General features: G+C 46.5%; 16 protein-coding genes and 1 tRNA gene. 13 read left to right on the plus strand and 4 right to left on the minus strand.

Annotated features, from left to right (window positions below; genetic code table 11):
• Positions 1–11 precede the first annotated feature (11 nt).
• Both kduI and HMPREF0645_RS11125 read left to right on the plus strand, forming a co-directional pair.
• A complete protein-coding gene (gene kduI, locus HMPREF0645_RS11120) occupies positions 12–980 on the plus strand; it encodes a 5-dehydro-4-deoxy-D-glucuronate isomerase (RefSeq protein WP_007175109.1) in 969 nt (322 codons plus the stop codon).
• A 28-nt stretch (positions 981–1008) separates the two neighbouring features.
• Positions 1009–2475, plus strand: coding sequence for an MFS transporter (locus HMPREF0645_RS11125; protein WP_007175110.1), 1467 nt, complete (start codon positions 1009–1011; stop codon positions 2473–2475).
• Between the two features lie 181 nt (positions 2476–2656).
• On the opposite strand, the gene HMPREF0645_RS11130 is transcribed toward HMPREF0645_RS11125, so the two are convergent.
• Positions 2657–3406, minus strand: coding sequence for a nitroreductase family protein (locus HMPREF0645_RS11130; protein ID WP_044123590.1), 750 nt, complete (start codon positions 3404–3406; stop codon positions 2657–2659).
• 140 nt (positions 3407–3546) lie between these two features.
• On the opposite strand from HMPREF0645_RS11130, the gene HMPREF0645_RS11135 reads away from it, so the two are divergent.
• The 6 genes from HMPREF0645_RS11135 to HMPREF0645_RS11160 all read left to right on the plus strand — a co-directional run bounded on the left by HMPREF0645_RS11135 (position 3547) and on the right by HMPREF0645_RS11160 (position 10366).
• Complete coding sequence (locus HMPREF0645_RS11135; protein ID WP_007175112.1) at positions 3547–6120, plus strand: adenosylcobalamin-dependent ribonucleoside-diphosphate reductase; 2574 nt, start codon at positions 3547–3549, stop codon at positions 6118–6120.
• A gap of 9 nt (positions 6121–6129) precedes the next feature.
• Positions 6130–6513, plus strand: coding sequence for a dihydroneopterin aldolase (folB, locus tag HMPREF0645_RS11140; protein ID WP_007175113.1), 384 nt, complete (start codon positions 6130–6132; stop codon positions 6511–6513).
• 49 nt (positions 6514–6562) lie between these two features.
• Positions 6563–7822: an N-acetylmuramoyl-L-alanine amidase family protein gene (locus HMPREF0645_RS11145; protein ID WP_044123591.1), complete on the plus strand. Its 1260-nt coding sequence runs from the start codon at positions 6563–6565 to the stop codon at positions 7820–7822.
• Positions 7823–7845: 23 nt separating this feature from the next.
• Entirely contained in the window at positions 7846–8769 is a 924-nt protein-coding gene (locus tag HMPREF0645_RS11150; RefSeq protein ID WP_007175115.1) for an MlaD family protein, read from the plus strand.
• Between the two features lie 97 nt (positions 8770–8866).
• A tRNA-Lys gene (locus HMPREF0645_RS11155) sits at positions 8867–8939 on the plus strand.
• Between the two features lie 257 nt (positions 8940–9196).
• Positions 9197–10366: a site-specific integrase gene (locus tag HMPREF0645_RS11160; RefSeq protein WP_007175116.1), complete on the plus strand. Its 1170-nt coding sequence runs from the start codon at positions 9197–9199 to the stop codon at positions 10364–10366.
• A gap of 48 nt (positions 10367–10414) precedes the next feature.
• On the opposite strand, the gene HMPREF0645_RS13880 is transcribed toward HMPREF0645_RS11160, so the two are convergent.
• Positions 10415–10561, minus strand: coding sequence for a hypothetical protein (locus HMPREF0645_RS13880; protein ID WP_007175117.1), 147 nt, complete (start codon positions 10559–10561; stop codon positions 10415–10417).
• A gap of 425 nt (positions 10562–10986) precedes the next feature.
• Here HMPREF0645_RS13880 and HMPREF0645_RS11165 point away from each other — a divergent pair, with 425 nt between their 5' ends.
• Together HMPREF0645_RS11165 and HMPREF0645_RS11170 are read left to right on the plus strand one after the other, a co-directional pair.
• On the plus strand, positions 10987–11367 hold the full coding sequence (locus HMPREF0645_RS11165; protein ID WP_004347529.1) for a hypothetical protein: 381 nt from the start codon (positions 10987–10989) through the stop codon (positions 11365–11367).
• Positions 11368–11445: 78 nt separating this feature from the next.
• Positions 11446–13008, plus strand: a complete 1563-nt coding sequence (locus HMPREF0645_RS11170; protein WP_007175118.1) for a relaxase/mobilization nuclease domain-containing protein — start codon at positions 11446–11448, stop codon at positions 13006–13008.
• Positions 13009–13063: 55 nt separating this feature from the next.
• Here the strand turns inward: HMPREF0645_RS11170 and HMPREF0645_RS11175 are convergent, their stop codons facing one another.
• Positions 13064–14173 carry a HigA family addiction module antitoxin gene (locus HMPREF0645_RS11175; protein ID WP_007175119.1) on the minus strand — a complete coding sequence of 370 codons (1110 nt, stop codon included), beginning with the start codon at positions 14171–14173 and terminating at the stop codon, positions 13064–13066.
• Positions 14157–14489 carry a hypothetical protein gene (locus HMPREF0645_RS11180; RefSeq protein WP_007175120.1) on the minus strand — a complete coding sequence of 111 codons (333 nt, stop codon included), beginning with the start codon at positions 14487–14489 and terminating at the stop codon, positions 14157–14159. The genes HMPREF0645_RS11175 and HMPREF0645_RS11180 overlap by 17 nt, the downstream gene beginning before the upstream one ends.
• A 547-nt stretch (positions 14490–15036) precedes the next feature.
• Between HMPREF0645_RS11180 and HMPREF0645_RS11185 the strand changes: the two genes are divergently transcribed.
• From HMPREF0645_RS11185 to HMPREF0645_RS11195, 3 genes are read left to right on the plus strand one after another with little or no spacing between them, the layout of a single operon-like run.
• On the plus strand, positions 15037–15726 hold the full coding sequence (locus HMPREF0645_RS11185) for a ParA family protein (RefSeq protein WP_007175121.1): 690 nt from the start codon (positions 15037–15039) through the stop codon (positions 15724–15726).
• The gene (locus tag HMPREF0645_RS11190; RefSeq protein WP_007175122.1) at positions 15723–16130 is read left to right on the plus strand and encodes a hypothetical protein; all 408 of its coding nucleotides are present in this window, start codon (positions 15723–15725) and stop codon (positions 16128–16130) included. The genes HMPREF0645_RS11185 and HMPREF0645_RS11190 overlap by 4 nt, the downstream gene beginning before the upstream one ends.
• Entirely contained in the window at positions 16123–16725 is a 603-nt protein-coding gene (locus HMPREF0645_RS11195; protein ID WP_007175123.1) for a hypothetical protein, read from the plus strand. Before HMPREF0645_RS11190 ends, HMPREF0645_RS11195 begins: the two co-directional genes overlap by 8 nt.
• The last annotated feature ends 11 nt before the right edge of the window (positions 16726–16736 follow it).

Here is a 16736-nt window from a genome sequence, read left to right on the forward strand (position 1 = left end):
AAATTATCAAGATGAAAAAGACTCTATTGACAATCGCGTTGTGCCTGGTTGCCGGATATGGTTTGGCACAGAACTCTATCAAAGCATACGAAGTTCATGCAGAGAATGCTTACACCAATTATAACATGCGCTGGGCAACAGGGCCGGACGATGCCAAGCATTACACCACAGACCGCCTGCGCAAGGAATATCTTGTGGACAAGGTTTTTGCCCCGGGCGAGGTGAACTGGACCTACACGATGTATGACCGCTTCCTCGTTGGTGGTGCAGAGCCAACCTCTACACCGCTCAAGCTCGTTTCCATAGCACCGCTCTATGTTGATGCCAGCAAGGGTGATGACGGACGCAACCTGCTCGACAACCGCGAGTTGGGTATTATCAACGTTGGTGGCGACGGCACCGTAACAGTCGATGGTAAAAAGTATGACCTCGGTTTCCAAGAGGCATTATATGTAGGACGCGGCGCCAAGGATATTGTGATGTCGAGCAAGAATGCTGCAGAGCCGGCCAAGTTTTACATGAACTCTGCTTGTGCTCATGCCACATTCCCTAACAAGAAAGTTACGCTGAAAGAGGCCAACAATATCAAGGCCGGTAGCATGAAGGAGAGTAACGACCGAGTTATCCACCAGTTGCTCATTGATGGTGTGGCCAATGTTCGTACTTGCCAGCTGCAGATGGGTGTAACGGAGTTGAAAGAAGGCTCTGTTTGGAACACCATGCCGGCTCACACTCACTGCCGTCGCATGGAAACCTACCTGTATTACAAGGTGCCCAAAGGTCAGAAGATTCTGCATATGATGGGTGAGCCTCAGGAAACACGCCCCATCTGGCTTAACAATGAGCAAGCTGTGATTTCTCCGCAGTGGAGCATTCACTGTGCTGCTGGTACAAGCAACTACACTTTCATCTGGGGTATGGCCGGTGAAAACTTAGTTTATACTGATATGCAAGTGGTTCCTATTCCCGACTTGAAATAATCAAATCAACTACTTATAAAACACTACAATGTCTGCTATTCAAACAAAAAAAATGTCCAACTTCAGGTGGGTCATCTGTGGTTTGCTGTTTCTGGCAACCACAGTGAACTACCTGGATCGTCAGGTATTATCCCTGACTTGGAAAGACTTTATCGCCCCTGAGTTCCATTGGACCGACAACGATTATGGCACAATCACTGGCTGGTTTTCTATTTTTTATGCCTTAGCCAACTTGTTTGCTGGAAAGTTTGTCGATTGGATGGGTACGAAAAAAGGCTACCTGATTGCTATCGGCGTATGGTCTACGGGTGCAGTGATGCACGCGGGATGCGGCTGGGTAGCTATGCAAGCAGAAGGCTACAACTCCATCGAAGCGCTGCGCATGGTACAGGCTGGAAGCGATGCGGCTGTGGCTATTGCCACGATTAGTGTGTGGCTATTTCTCTCATGCCGCCTGATTCTTGCCGTCGGCGAGGCCGGCAACTTCCCTGCAGCAATTAAGGTGACAGCCGAATATTTCCCTAAGAAGGACCGCGCCTTTGCTACGTCTATCTTCAACAGTGGTGCGTCGATCGGTGCGTTGGCAGCTCCTGCCAGCATTCCTCTGATTGCGCGTGCGCTGGGATGGGAAATGGCGTTTATCATCATCGGTGCACTGGGGTATGTTTGGATGGCATTTTGGATTTGGCTTTATGACAAACCCAAGACGAACAAGTATGTTAACCAAGCGGAACTGCTGTATATAGAGCAAGATAACGAAGATCATGCTGCCAGTGTGTTGACCACAACCGACGAGGAGGAAAAAGAAGAGAAGACCATTGGTTTTTTCAAGTGTTTTACCTATCGTCAGACTTGGTCGTTCATCATGGGTAAGTTGCTCACTGATGGCGTGTGGTGGTTCTTCCTCTTCTGGGCTCCGGCATATTTCTCCGACCAGTATGGTTATACGTCTGACTCCACCATGGCTATCGCCTTGATCTTTACGCTCTACGCTATTGTAACGGTGTTGAGTATTGGTGGCGGTTACCTACCAACCTATTTTGTGGAGAAAAAGGGAATGAACCCCTATATCGGTCGCATGCGCGCCATGCTCATCTTTGCCTGTTTCCCCATATTGGGTTTGCTGGCTCAGCCGCTGGGAACCTACAGTGCATGGTGGCCAGCTATTATTATTGGTTTGCTGGGTGCGGGACACCAAGCTTGGTCCGCCAATTTGTATTCAACCATTGGTGACATGTTCCCCAAATCCACCATTGCGACAATAACCGGCATTGGTGCCATGGCGGGCGGTATCGGATCTTTCCTCATCAACAAAGGGTCAGGTATGCTCTTCGATTACGCTCACGCACAGGATACAGCTTTCGCATTCATGGGTTTTCACGGCAAACCGGCCGGATATATGATTGTGTTTAGTATCTGTTCTGTGGCTTATCTCATAGGATGGGTAGTCATGAAACTTCTTGTGCCGAAGTACAAGCCTATCATTGTAGACTAATGGCGATGACATAATTTATACGGCGCGAACATCATCGCTGTATGATACATAAAATCCTCCCGGACAGGTTCATGATGAGCCTTGTCCGGGAGGTTTTGTAATTCAAAATTCACAATTCACAATTATCAATTGTACATTGTGAATTGACAATTGACTGCGCGTTGTCGGCTTCTTTCATTTTTCAATCACTCGATGGAAGAAAACCTTGTGTGCGCAGAGCTTTCAGCATACCCTCCGACATGGCCTCGTTATCCTTTTTGGTATAGCGAATATCGGTAAAAATTTGCGCCAGGGTCTTCTTGTTGTTAATTTCAACGAAGTGCCGGTTCTCGGATAGTTGCTCCTTGGTGACGTAGAATTCATCTATTCTTTCGGGCGTATAGTCTTCATAGGCCTCCTCGTGGATAATGCTCTCAAGCGGAAGCCGATCAGTCATGGCCGGCGATTCGGCAGGCCATCCCAGTGTGATTGTCGCCACAGGAAAAACAAGTTTGGGAAGTTTTAATGTGTCGATTATCATTTGTGGCATATATACGGTGGTTCCCAGAAAACACGTCCCTAATCCTTGTTCCTCGGCAAGGTTACAAAAAGTCTGGCAGTAAAGCAGGGCATCGGTTGCCGCATTGATGAAACTCAAGAAGTTGTCATAGCCCGGTCGGGCACTTCTTGCCTTTGCCCAAAGTGTCGTCCTACGAAAATCGGCGCAAAATGTGAGCACAACAGGAGCTTCTTTCACCATAGGTTGATTGAAGTGAGCCGGCGAAAGTTGCGCTTTCTTCTGGTCATCCTTTGTGATGATGACACTGTATAGCTGCAGGTTGCCCATCGTGGGCGTTCGCTCCGCCTGCTCAAGCAGTTGATGAAGCAAATCAGTGGAAACCTTTCTGTCAGCATATTTCCGGATAGTCCGTCGTTGTGTTAAGTTTTTCATTTTGGAAAATTTAATTATTGCAAAGTTATCAAAAATTTTCAAATTAGTAAACTTTGCCAATAAATATCTCCGAGAAGTTGGTCCAAATCCAAATTTCTTTTGTAGTTTTGCAATGACAAAAACTATACTATATATATCTGATGGAAAATCAAAAGACATTCTCTTATGATGAGGCTTTCGAGGCCTCATTGAAGTATTTCGACGGTGATGAGCTGGCCGCCAGAGTGTGGGTGAACAAGTATGCCATGAAGGACAGTTTTGGCAACATCTACGAGAAATCACCGGAACAGATGCACTGGCGCATTGCCGGTGAGATTGCCCGGATTGAGCAGAAGTACAAAAATCCCCTCAGTGCTGAGGATGTGTTTGGTCTGCTGGATCATTTCCGCTACATCATTCCAGCCGGTAGTCCGATGACAGGCATTGGCAATAACCAGCAGGTTGCATCGCTGAGCAACTGTTTTGTGATTGGGCTTGACGGCGACGCCGACAGCTATGGAGCCATCATGCGGGTGGACGAAGAACAGGTGCAACTGATGAAGCGTCGTGGAGGCGTTGGTCACGATCTGAGTCATATACGCCCCAAGGGCAGTCCTGTCAACAACTCCGCGCTGACTTCCACCGGTCTCGTTCCCTTCATGGAGCGATACAGCAACTCCACCCGAGAGGTTGCACAGGACGGTCGCCGTGGTGCCCTCATGCTGTCGGTTGGTATCAAACATCCCGACTCAGAGGCCTTCATCGATGCCAAGATGACCGAGGGCAAGGTGACCGGGGCCAATGTGAGCGTCAAGATAGACGATGCTTTCATGGAAGCCGCCGTGGGCGACAAGTTCTATATGCAGCAATTTCCGCTCGATGCGAAGAAACCCATGGTCGAAAAGGAGATTTCCGCACGCAAGCTCTGGGAGAAAATCGTACACAACGCATGGCAGAGTGCAGAGCCTGGTGTGCTGTTTTGGGACACCATCATCCGCGAGAGTATACCAGATTGCTATGCAGACTTGGGATTCCGCACGGTGAGCACCAATCCCTGTGGCGAGATCCCCCTCTGTCCTTACGACAGCTGCAGATTGCTGAGCCTGAACCTGTACAGCTATGTAAAAAATCCGTTTACCAAGGAAGCCTCGTTCGATTTTGAGAAATTTGCCAAACATGTTCAGCTGGCACAGCGTATCATGGACGATATCGTCGACTTGGAAATGGAGAAAATCAACATGATATTGGACAAGGTGGGCACCGATCCCCAGAATGAGGAGGTGAAGTGCACGGAGCGTCATCTCTGGGAGAAGATACAGCGCAAGAGTGGCATGGGACGCCGAACCGGTGTTGGCATCACTGCCGAGGGCGACATGATAGCAGCCATGGGACTGCGCTATGGCAGCGAAGAGGCCACTGAATTCTCGGTCAAGGTGCACAAGACGCTGGCTCTGAACGCCTACCGGTCGTCTGTGACGATGGCTGCCGAGCGTGGAGCTTTCGAAATCTATGATGCCGAGCGCGAGAAGAACAATCCCTTTGTCAACCGCCTGAAGGAGGCCGACCCCCAACTGTATAAGGATATGGTGAAACACGGGCGTCGCAACATAGCCTGCCTCACCATTGCCCCAACCGGAACCACATCGCTGATGACGCAGACTACGAGCGGCATAGAGCCGGTGTTCATGCCCGTTTACAAGCGCCGCCGTAAGGTCAACCCCAGCGACACCGACGTGCATGTGGACTTTGTCGACGAGGTGGGCGACTCTTTCGAAGAGTATATTGTCTATCACAAGAAGTTCCTGACATGGATGGAGGTGAATGGCATTGACACCAACAAGAAATATTCACAAGAAGAAATTGATGAGCTGGTAGCCCGGTCTCCATACTATAAAGCCACGGCCAACGATGTGGACTGGCTGATGAAGGTGCGCATGCAGGGAGCAGTTCAAAAATGGGTAGATCACAGCATCTCGGTCACCGTGAATCTCCCAGGCAATGTAGACGAGGCTTTGGTGAACAAACTCTATGTGGAAGCCTGGCGTTCGGGATGCAAGGGATGCACCATCTACCGTGACGGAAGCCGATCGGGCGTGATGGTGTCGGTGTCGAAGAAGGATAAGAAGAAGGAAGAACGACATGAAGCACCGGAACCGATTACCGCCCCCACCCTGAACCACCCCATGGTGCAGGAGACCCGTCCGAAAGTCTTGGACTGCGACGTTGTGCGCTTCCAGAACAACAAGGACAAGTGGGTTGCCTTTGTCGGTCTGCTCGATGGTTACCCATACGAAATCTTCACTGGTCTTCAGGACGACGACGAGGGGATCGTGCTGCCCAAGTCGGTGGTGAAGGGAAAGATCATCAAGCAGACTTGCGAAGACGGAACCCACCGCTACGACTTCCAGTTTGAAAACAAGCGCGGCTACAAAACCACTGTTGAGGGACTGAGCTCGAAGTTCAACCCTGAATACTGGAACTATGCCAAGCTGATATCCGGCGTGCTGCGCTATCGCATGCCCATCAGTCACGTCATCAAACTTGTCAGCTCCTTGCAGCTCAAGGATGAGAGCATCAACACCTGGAAGAATGGTGTGGAGCGCGCCCTCAAGAAGTATGTCACAGACGGCACCATAGCCTCCGGACAGACGTGTCCGGTGTGTGGTCAGGAGACGCTTGTCTATCAAGAGGGTTGTCTCATCTGCACGAACTGCGGGGCAAGCCGCTGCGGATAATCTAAGGCAATGCTCACCAACAGCTATATTTATATACGCAAACTGCGCTTTCATGCCTTTCATGGTGTGGAGGCGCAGGAGCGTCTGACGGGCAACGATTACGAGCTAGGCCTGCGCATGCAGGTAGATGTGTCCAAAGCCATGACCAGCGACGATGTAGCCGACACGGTGAACTATGCCGAAGTCTATGCCTTGGCAAAGCAGGAGATGGCAACGGCTTCCAATCTTTTGGAGCATGTAGCCGGTCGTATTGGCGAGGCCGTCATCAGTCGGTGGCCAGCGATAAGCACTGTGGAGGTCGACCTTATCAAACTTAATCCTCCCATGGGAGGTGAATGCAGTGGCGCCGGTGTCCATTTACATTTAATAAATGATAAAACTGTAAGCCCATAAGCGGTTTACAGATAGTTTTCACTATTTTTGCAAGAGATAATTTTCTAACATGTTCAGACGACTCTTTACTCCTTTCATGGTTCTCCTGATGTTTGCATTAACAGCAAATGGTGCTGACAAGCGTTTCAAGCTTGTCATCGATGCTGGGCATGGAGGCAAGGATCATGGAGCTCCAGGAGCCGTGTCGAAGGAAAAGGATCTCACGCTGAAGTACGCACTGTCGCTGGGCAGGATGATCGAACGAAACTGTCCGGATGTCAAAGTGTTCTATACCAGAAAGTCAGATCAGTTCGTCGCCCTGAAGAGTAGGGCAGACTTCGCCAATAGCAAGAAGGCCGACCTTTTCATCTCGATTCATATCAATGCCGTTCCTGGCAACCGTTTGGTGCGCGGTTTTCAAAGTTATACCTTGGGCCGGGGACAGAGAACCGGCAATGTGGGAATACTCGAGAACCTTGACGTGGCCAAGCGGGAAAACTCCGTGATTTATCTTGAAGATAACTATAAAACTGTGTACAAGGGCTTTGACCCTAATTCAGTGGAAAGCGATATCATGTTCGAATTTATAGCCGACAAGAATCGCGAACGCAGTGTGGAGTTGTCGCGGCTGATGCAGGCAGAGGTATGTGCGGCCACGGGACGCCGGGATGCCGGTTCTCACCAGAACAATCTTGCGGTGCTGAGATGGGTCTCCATGCCCGCTGTACTGCTCGAACTGGGCTTTATCTCAACACCCGACGAGGAGCAGTTCCTTAATTCCGAAGCCGGGCTGGATTGCTACACAAAGGGCATTTACAATGCATTTGTTCGTTATAAGAACAAGTATGACACCAACATCAGGGTGCCCTACCGCAGCAGCAAGACCAACCGTATGGCCAAGGTCGTGGCAGTACGGCCGCCACAGACGCAGGTGACCAACCAACCGCAAGAGAAAGCTCCTCAGAACAGTCAGACGAACCAGGAGGCTGTTTCCGATAGGGCTGTGGAAAAAAAGGCTGTGAAAAAAAAGATTGTCTCGCCGACAGGGAATGCAGATCAGTCCAAACCCGTGTTTAAAGTGCAGATTTTTGCCAGCAGAAATCTGCTGAAAGCCGGAGATCCAAACTTCAAGGGACTCGTAGGATGTGACAGCTACGAGGAAGGAGAATACAAGAAATACACATACGGGGCAAGCAATGACTATAACATGATATACCGGCTGCGGAAAGAAATTCTGGACAGATTTCCCGAATGTTTCATCATTGCCTTCAAAGATGGAAAAAAGATCAATGTGAATGAAGGGATCAGAGAGTTTAAAGCCAACAGATAACAAATAGAGTATCAAGAGAATATATGAAGTTTTTCACAAACGAGGTCAAAATAGCTTTAGTGGCTATTGTGGGGATTGTGCTATTGTACTTCGGCCTCAACTTCCTTAAGGGAACGTCTGTGTTTTCACACAACAGCACATATTACATCAAGTTCGCTGATATCAACGGACTCACGGAATCCTGTCCCATTTATGCCAAAGGCTTCCAAGTGGGGCTTGTCAAGGAAATCCAATACGATTACTCCGGCAAACAAGGCATCCTTGTGGAGTTTGAAGCAGACAGAGCCTTGCACATCCCCTATGGATCGAGGGCCGAGATTGTGAGCGACATTATGGGGAGTGTGCACATGAACCTGATTCTCCCTGATAACAGACAAGCACTGCTGCAACCTGGCGACACGATCGATGGGTCAATCAACGATGGCGTGACAGGTGCCGTGGGCAAGTTGATGCCGTCTATCGAGCGCGTTGTACCCAAGATGGACAGTATTCTGGCCAGCATCAACATGCTGACAAGAGATCCCGCTTTGGCTCATTCGCTGCAAAATGTGGAGACTATATCCAGCAATCTTACCACGACAACTGCAAGTCTAAACAGGTTGATCGCCAGTTTGAATGTAAGTTTTCCCAAGGTGATGGACAAGGCAGAAGTGACACTCGACAGGGCAAGCACAACCTTCGACAATACAGCCATACTGACAGCCAAGCTCGCTGCTGTGGATATAGATGGAACCATGCTTAAGGTCAATCAGACCTTGACCAACGTACAAAATTTTACGGACCGGCTGAACAGCAACGAGGGAACCTTTGGAAGGTTGTTGAACGATCCTACTTTCTATAACAATCTCAACTCTGCCGTGGTGAATGCCGATTCGTTGGTTACGAACGTCAAAGCACATCCGAAGCGCTATGTACACTTCTCCATATTCGGCAGAAAGAACAAATAATAATTGCTTGGAATCAAAAAAGCATTTATTTATTTGGCATTTACAAAAAAACTAACTACCTTTGCACCCGCTTATAATTACTATAAGTTGGTACAAAGATCCGCTAGCTCAGTTGGTAGAGCACAACACTTTTAATGTTGGGGTCATGGGTTCGAGCCCCATGCGGGTCACAAAGTACTAAAAAAGAGGATTTCAGCAATGAAGTCCTCTTTTCCGTTTATACAAGCCACTTGTTAGCTAAGTTGCACATTTAGAGGAAGTTATGCTAAATGTTGAACCTGCGGCTAACAGGACGTAACGGGAATTAAAAAGCCCTATCGGGAACAAAATGTGTTACCAATATGTGTTACCACCCCCCAAAAATGTGTTACCACTTGTACATGATGACCCCAAAATTACTCCTTTAGCCGATTTAATTAGTTAAATTATGCTAAAAGAGAATGTAACGGTTATTTTTGACCGAAAGAAACAAGTAGAGAAACGCGGCTCTGGCAAGGTAGAATTACGCATCTATCTTGGCAGAACTGAGCGTAAGTACATTTCTTTAGGTGACTTCCCTGCTGAAAAGTGGGAAAAATTTGCTTCCTCACCACAGGTGAAAGCCGAGCGAAGAAAGTGTGAACAGATTGTCGGAGCTATGGAGCTACTGGGCAATGAAATGACAATTGCCACTTTCGATGCTTATTATTATGGTGCAGAACAACGGCCTACCTTCATTTCCTCTCCTAAGAAGATAGCCCCCACAAAGTACAAGGTGAAAGTTCAACCTTCGATCAACCTCATAGAATACATGAAAGAGCATATCGAGGCTGAAGATATTAGTGAGGGTACTCGAAAACACAAGCAATGCACGCTGGACGCATTGAAGAGATTTGGCAAGATACAGAAGCTGACAGACCTGACAAGCAACAATCTGGTGGCTTTTGATGAATGGCTACACGACGGTACACGATCAGATGTCGGAATACATACCTATCACAAACATCTGAAAAAGTATTCTCACCTATTATATATTGAGGGTAAGATTGAAGTAGATCCATATACCCAGGTCAAATTCAAGCGTGGAGAATGCAAGGAAAGAGAGCCTCTGACAGAGGCTGAGCTACAAAAGTTGAGAAAGATTAAGTTGGACGAAAAATTAGATAAGGTTCGAGACCTGTTCGTCTTTTCTGCATACACTGGGCTGGCCTATTGTGATGTGCAGGCCTTTGATTTTGAGAAAATGACAGAACAGCAGGGAAAGTTGTATTACATAGATGGAAGCCGTATCAAGACTGCATCGAAGTTTTTCACCCCTATCCTGGGACCAGCCATGGAAGTGCTAAAGAAATACAAGTTTGTCCTTCCTAAGATTTCAAATCAGAAGGCAAATGACTTTCTTCACCTCATCGAGACTGCCCTGAAGTTGAACAAGCCGTTGACTTTTCACGTCGCCAGGCATTCTTTCGCAACATTGGCTCTCGCACATGACATACCTATCGAGAATGTATCGCGTATGCTCGGACACAAGAACATCCGGACTACACAAATCTACGCTAAAGTACTAAAGACCACGATAGAACGGCACGCTGAGAATCTTCAGCGGGCAATTAGATGATTTATTGACACACCACATAGAGCCATACCTCCCACTTCGAGGTGTGTTTTATGTTTTACGCTCCACCAGATAATTCACCAAGTAGGCAATGCCACCAAAAATCATCCACAAGACATACAAAAAGCCTTTAATCACCCAACCTATCAGCTGGAAGATGACCCTGAACATGATATATACGAAGAGAAACACTTGCATCTTAAAACATTATTAGTTCTACTAAAGGTACGAAAAATAACTGAGAAAAACAAGCAAAACGCAATCTAAAACATTGATAATCAGTAGTTTTTTGTGGTTATATATTCTCGTAATGTCACGATTTCACGGCTTCGGCTTTTCGGCTTTTCTCGAAGCAACGGACTCATGACTTCGGTTTATCCCAATATCAACAAATCGGGATTTCGATATTCCAATTTCACGAAAACTCTTTTATTGAAAAAAGGGCGAGGGACATTGCAACTCATCATTTCTTGCTAACTTTATTACAGACAAGCAAGTGGCGGGACTACATTTCCCTTACGGAGTTTGGGTAGCAAGTTGTACTTTTGTGCGGACAAAAGTGAATTGCCAACTCTGTCAAGTTGGGGATTATTCTTCGCAACTCAGAATATAAACAGAGGAATATGGAACGAAAAACGAAAAGACTCTGGATAAGGATTTCTGCACAGGATGCCGAACTGATTAAGCAGAAAGCGGTCAACTACAAGACGGTAAGCAGTATGATATGGGATGCCATCAAACAATTTGACGACACGGGAACAAAGCGGAAGATAGCCGCGCTCAACGAGATGACGGCTCTTTACAAAAAGTATCAGCAGGACTTGGCATGGATGGGCGGCAACTTCAATCAGGTGGTCAAGCGTGCCAACGAACTGGCGATAGCCAATGAGCTGACACTTCCCTATTTTGAGAAAGTGCTTTACCCTCAAATCATGGAGCTGCAAAAGCTCTTAACAGCGGTAAAACAGGAACAGCATCAAATAGTCAAACGATTAACACGATAAAGCGAAAAACCGTCATCGGTAAATACCGATTTACCGTTTCCATCGTCTCACGATAACGTAAAATCACAAGAAAGCAATATGATAGCAACCATACTACCCTCCAGCACAACATTCCATGCCGTCGAGTACAACGAGCGAAAGGTGGCCAAAGGTCAGGCCGTGCTCCTTGAAATGCAGAACTTCGGTTATGTGGGAGCCGTCGATGGCTACACGCCCAAGCAACTGCAACAGTACCTGATGGACTACTCGGCAAGAAACGAGCATATCCGCAAGGCGCAGTTCCATGTGGCTATCTCCTGCCGGGGACATGAATATTCTCAAGAGCAGCTTTTGGATATTGCCCACCAGTATCTTCACGAAATGGACTATGATGATGAGGGGCAGCCGCTTCTTATCTATGCGCACAATGACACCGACAACAATCACCTGCACATCATCACCAGCCGGGTGAATCCCAATGGCCAGAAAATAGACCACAGTCACGAGCGCATCCGCTCGCAGGAGGCCATCAACAAAATTGTTGGCGAAGATGAGGAATTGCGTGCTAGTTTGTTTTTGAAGGAGGCTCTTGGTTACAATTTCAATTCGCTTACACAATTCAAAGCCATCATGGAAGCATCTGGCTATGAATGTTTCGAGCGTGACGGCAACCTCGAAATTGCACGTGGCGGACGGGTACGAACAAAAATCGAAATGGAAGATTTGACCTCAAAATTCTCTGTTATTGATGAAAAGAAAACCTACAAACGTCGTAGGCAACTGGGGGCTGTTATGAAAAAGTATCGCAACATGGTTGCCAGCCGCAGTGAACTGTCAGACATCTTGCAAAAGAAGTTTGGTGTATCGCTCGTCTTCTTTGGTTCAAAGGACAAACCATACGGTTACATGATAGTGGATCACTACAAACAAGCGGTGTATAAAGGAGGCAGCGTGCTCTCTATCAAACAACTGCAACACTTCATGAGCGAAAAGGAACGAATCAATAAGGTAGAGCTCTACGTGGATGCCATGCTGGAGGATAATCCCCGGATGATTGCTTATGAACTCAACAGAATGTTATGGCGACAGTATGGTACTCGCATTTCCAAAGGCCGTTTCAGGCTGCTCAATGGTAGGGAGGTCGCCCTATGCGACAGTGTGCAAAAGGTATTAAAATTCAACTTTATGGTGCGCTGTGTCCAGGCCTTTTGCCCCACCAACGAGGTGGAGCGTGATATACTCTGTCGAATCTGGAAGATTGAAAATCCCTACCTTATTTATATAGATCCACACAACAAGCCCAACAATGGCTTTGCCGTAGAAGTGCTGAACAATCTGGCTGCATCAACCGAGAAGCAAGACTTGTGGGCAGCATTAAAAGAAAATCATCTTGCCATTTTCAGACAAGGCGACGAATACTATTGTGTCGATTTCTCGCACAAGTGCATTTTTAATTTGGCTTCAGAAGGTATCAACTTCAAAGCCTTGCTCCCTGCTCTGCAAGTGCTCCAACCTATGTCTATCCACGACACTCATCTTTCTAATAGCATCCTGAAAAATATTCTTTCATACCAGACATCGGCTTCCGAAAGAAATGCAGAATGGGAAGTGGGTAGTAAAAATAGCTATGAGGTTGATGACGAACGAAGCCTGAAACGATAGACTTGTAAGCCCATAGACCAAGAAGAGCCGGGCAAGTCGCCCAGCCCATGTTCTATCAATAAATTTTAGATGACTTGTAAGCCGAGGTCTGATACCAGTTGGTATCATGTTTATACCTTGAAACTGCTATAGTCGGACTAATTCCATACTTTTCAGCTTCTTTTGCAATAGCCTTCACTACAATGTGCGGCGATAGGCTACTGCTTTTACCTGAAAGTATTTTATTCCAAACTTCACATGGAATTAAATGCTCTTTAGCAAAGTTGTTAGCCTCTTTTTCCCTTGGATCTTTTGAGTAGATAGTTCCTTCGATAGAGATAAACGATGTGTGCTCTTCTGAGAAATGCTTTTCGATATGACACAATTCATGAAGAACATCAAATGCTAATTTATCAATATCATTATACCGATAGGTAACCGTCACTATAGGATGTTGGTTTACATAAGTAGAGAAAGCATCAACAGGGGTTTTATCCAACTTTTCCACTACAACATAACCTATACCGTTTTGATAAAGACTATCCTTGATGGCCTTGGCTGTAAGTTTCCGCTCATTAGCCAATTTTGCGATTGCATCGGCGGCCTTTATTCCATTGCCATGTACATAAGTCCTTTCTACTTTTTCACGTGAAGTTGCCAACCAGCTCAGCAGAAGCCAAGTCTGCATATTCTTTTCGTCAATCTGAACCTTGTCGCTGTGCTTATATAATCCAGCTACTTGCTTACTCATCTCTGCAGATGACAGCAGGTCAAAGGAGAAAAGCGATTTTATTTCTTTCACCCGTTCAAGGAGGGGAAGAACAGCTAAATTCAATTTCTTATAAAGAAGTTTAAGATTGAACACACGAGCACATGCGTCCTCAAACGAACGTGCATTTTGTTCTTCCGATTGTTTCTTGCTGACAGCTTTGCTGTCATACATATAACCATTGTGCAAGCTCATCCAGGTTTTATAGGGAATCCCTAAATGGTTTTCCAGCTTCATGGCCAGATCGTCGTTCAGATTGCGTTTGCCACGAATAAACTCACTCAGATGGGTAGCTTGCATACCTATCTGCTTTGCAAAGTCCTTTTGCTTGATACCACGTTCCCGCAACTCTTCACGCAAGATTTCTCCTGGGTGGATTGCCCTAACAGGAACCAATCTGTTACTTCTTGTTGCCATAATGTGTACTATCAATTTCAATTAGTTCTACTTCGATGCCATCCTGTGTCTCCTTGAACAACAGGCGTTCTACCAAACCGTTTACAAGTCGAACAGAGCTTAGAGGCTCTTTCTGCTGATGTCTCAATTTCTCGTAGTGTAAGAAGCTGAAATTCTTTAGTTCGTCTGTACACTCTACATCATAAATGATTCCTACTGCCCGGATGTAGCCATCTACCAAACGTTTATTCTTGCATATCTGTTTGTATTTCTTGTCTTTGGTTTTGCCTGTTTCATACAGCTCAGATAAGGCTTCTTCCTTGAAGATGATATTCATGCGGTGAAATGTATCTTAGCCTTTATGCTGCAAAGATAAGATAAAATTCCCAAATGTGGTAATTTTTAATGGTGTTATTGTTCACTATATACATATTTAACTTTTCCACATCTTTTATAAAGTACAAGAAGAATGTTTTTGTTGTTATCCCATGATATCGTTAACAGCCAGAAACATAGCAGGGCTTTACGGATATTTTCATCTCCTGTAGTTAAACTACGTTAAAGAAAAAGGATTGCAGCCTACAATCCATATTCCCAATAAGTTGTGCGTACTATCACTACCTTTCTATAAATATTATTATGGCTTGAAACCATCACCAGAATATCGGCATTATCGTGCTTGCTGACGAGTTAATAACCTCTTGCAAATTTCATTTCCATTTTTTATCTTTGCCAATGATTTCACGATTTAGCATCTTCCTCATTTACCTAATTCGCAAGATACCTATTTCTCGAAATAATGCTACTGGGGCCCAACTCCATTTGATAACCGGCCTACCAAAAAGGAGTTTGTTATTATCACACAACTAATAACAACTTCGACAATGAGAGACAATATCATGATCACCTTTGCCAATCAGAAGGGCGGTGTCGGTAAGACTACGCTCTGCACTATGTTTGCCGATTACCTGGCGGCAAAGGGAGAGAGCGTACTCGTTGTGGATTTTGACCGACAGCAAACCATTTACTCCAAACGAAAGGAGGATGTAGAGAAATATAGAGGGGTACGTTTGCCTTATACCGTACAGCCTTTCGACATCAAAGACACCAATAACGTCAGGGAGTTTCTTACCAGTCTGCGCGAGGGTTACAAAGGCATCGTGCTGGTGGACACACCCGGCAACCTGTCGCAACAGGGACTGGTGCCTATCTTTGCCCTCAGTCATTACATCGTATGCCCCTATCAGTTCGAGGCAACTTCCATCAATTCCACCGCTACTTTCATCGGCTTCATCGCCAAACTCCAACGTATGCTGCCCATCATGAAGTGCCAGTTCGTCTTCGTGGTTAATAAATGGGACAAACGGTATGGCAAGAAAGCGGAACTTGAGCTGTGGGATAAAACGGAGGAAAAGCTACGCCACTTCGGTCTGGTTACGCCACGCATAGAAGTCAAGGCGGACATGCAACGATACAACACCATCGAACTGATGGGACCACAAAAGGACATCGTATCACCTACCTTCGACTTTATGTATCAACAGATATTCAAACCTAAAGAGCAGACAAAATGAAAGTAGACATTTCCCATTCGCAGACGCTGCCTACCAACGACCTGCTCAACCTGCCCGATATAGACGGGGTGTTTAATGAGGTGAAAGGACCATCTGTTCCACAACCCTCGCAAACTGCACCCAAAACAGCGCAGCCCAACATCCACAAGTCTGATGACAGTTGGCAGCTCTTCCAGCAGTATGCACAACAATACGGCTACCGTGTCAAGAAGTACGACCGCAAGAACTACGAGATAGACAACGAGGTAGTGGAGCTGCTGAAGCTCTGCAATATCAACAACATGTCGGTTACCGACATCATCAATGCCGCCCTCCGTGCCTTTATCGGCACCAACAGTGACTACCTCAAAGAGTTTCTACGCAGTAACGATTATATTGTCAATAACCTTCAAAGTCATGTATAGGCAAAATATTATCTGGACCGTATCAATGGTGGATTTCCTTATCGACCACCACAAGAAGATGAACAATACCGCTTTAGCTGGACATTTGGGTATTTCTCTGAGCTGCCTACGGCGGAAGTTGCATGAGTTGGGCTTGCGTAAACGTCCTGTCACCAAGGCGATGGCGGCGGCTGACACGGTCAGGCAGTTATATAACAATCACTCTCATAGTGAGATAGCACAGTTTACAGGTATATCTACTAGGTCGGTTTCACGAATCGTTAAGAAGTACCACCTTGAAAGAACGGCAGACGAAATCCGACAGATACGGTCGCGCAGCAGGAAGAGCATCATCAAACGGGAGAAGGCCCGCGTGTTGTTCGGACTACCACAAAAAACAAACATCAAGGTGGTGGGCAACAAGAAACGTGTAGTCTTGAAGAGCATCCTGAAATCGTATGGCTATCTGGCCATTCCTGGCCATAACACCTTATATTATAATGAACAGCTGAAGCGCAGACCGATCCGTGAGAGCAATGGGCAGAAGCTGGGATTGCAGTTTCAGCCAATGAGTGTCTATCTTGCCATGCCGGTTCAATGTCCATCGTTCACTTAATGCCAATTGCG

It is taken from the genome of Hallella bergensis DSM 17361 (genome assembly GCF_000160535.1).
Lineage (GTDB): Bacteria > Bacteroidota > Bacteroidia > Bacteroidales > Bacteroidaceae > Prevotella > Prevotella bergensis.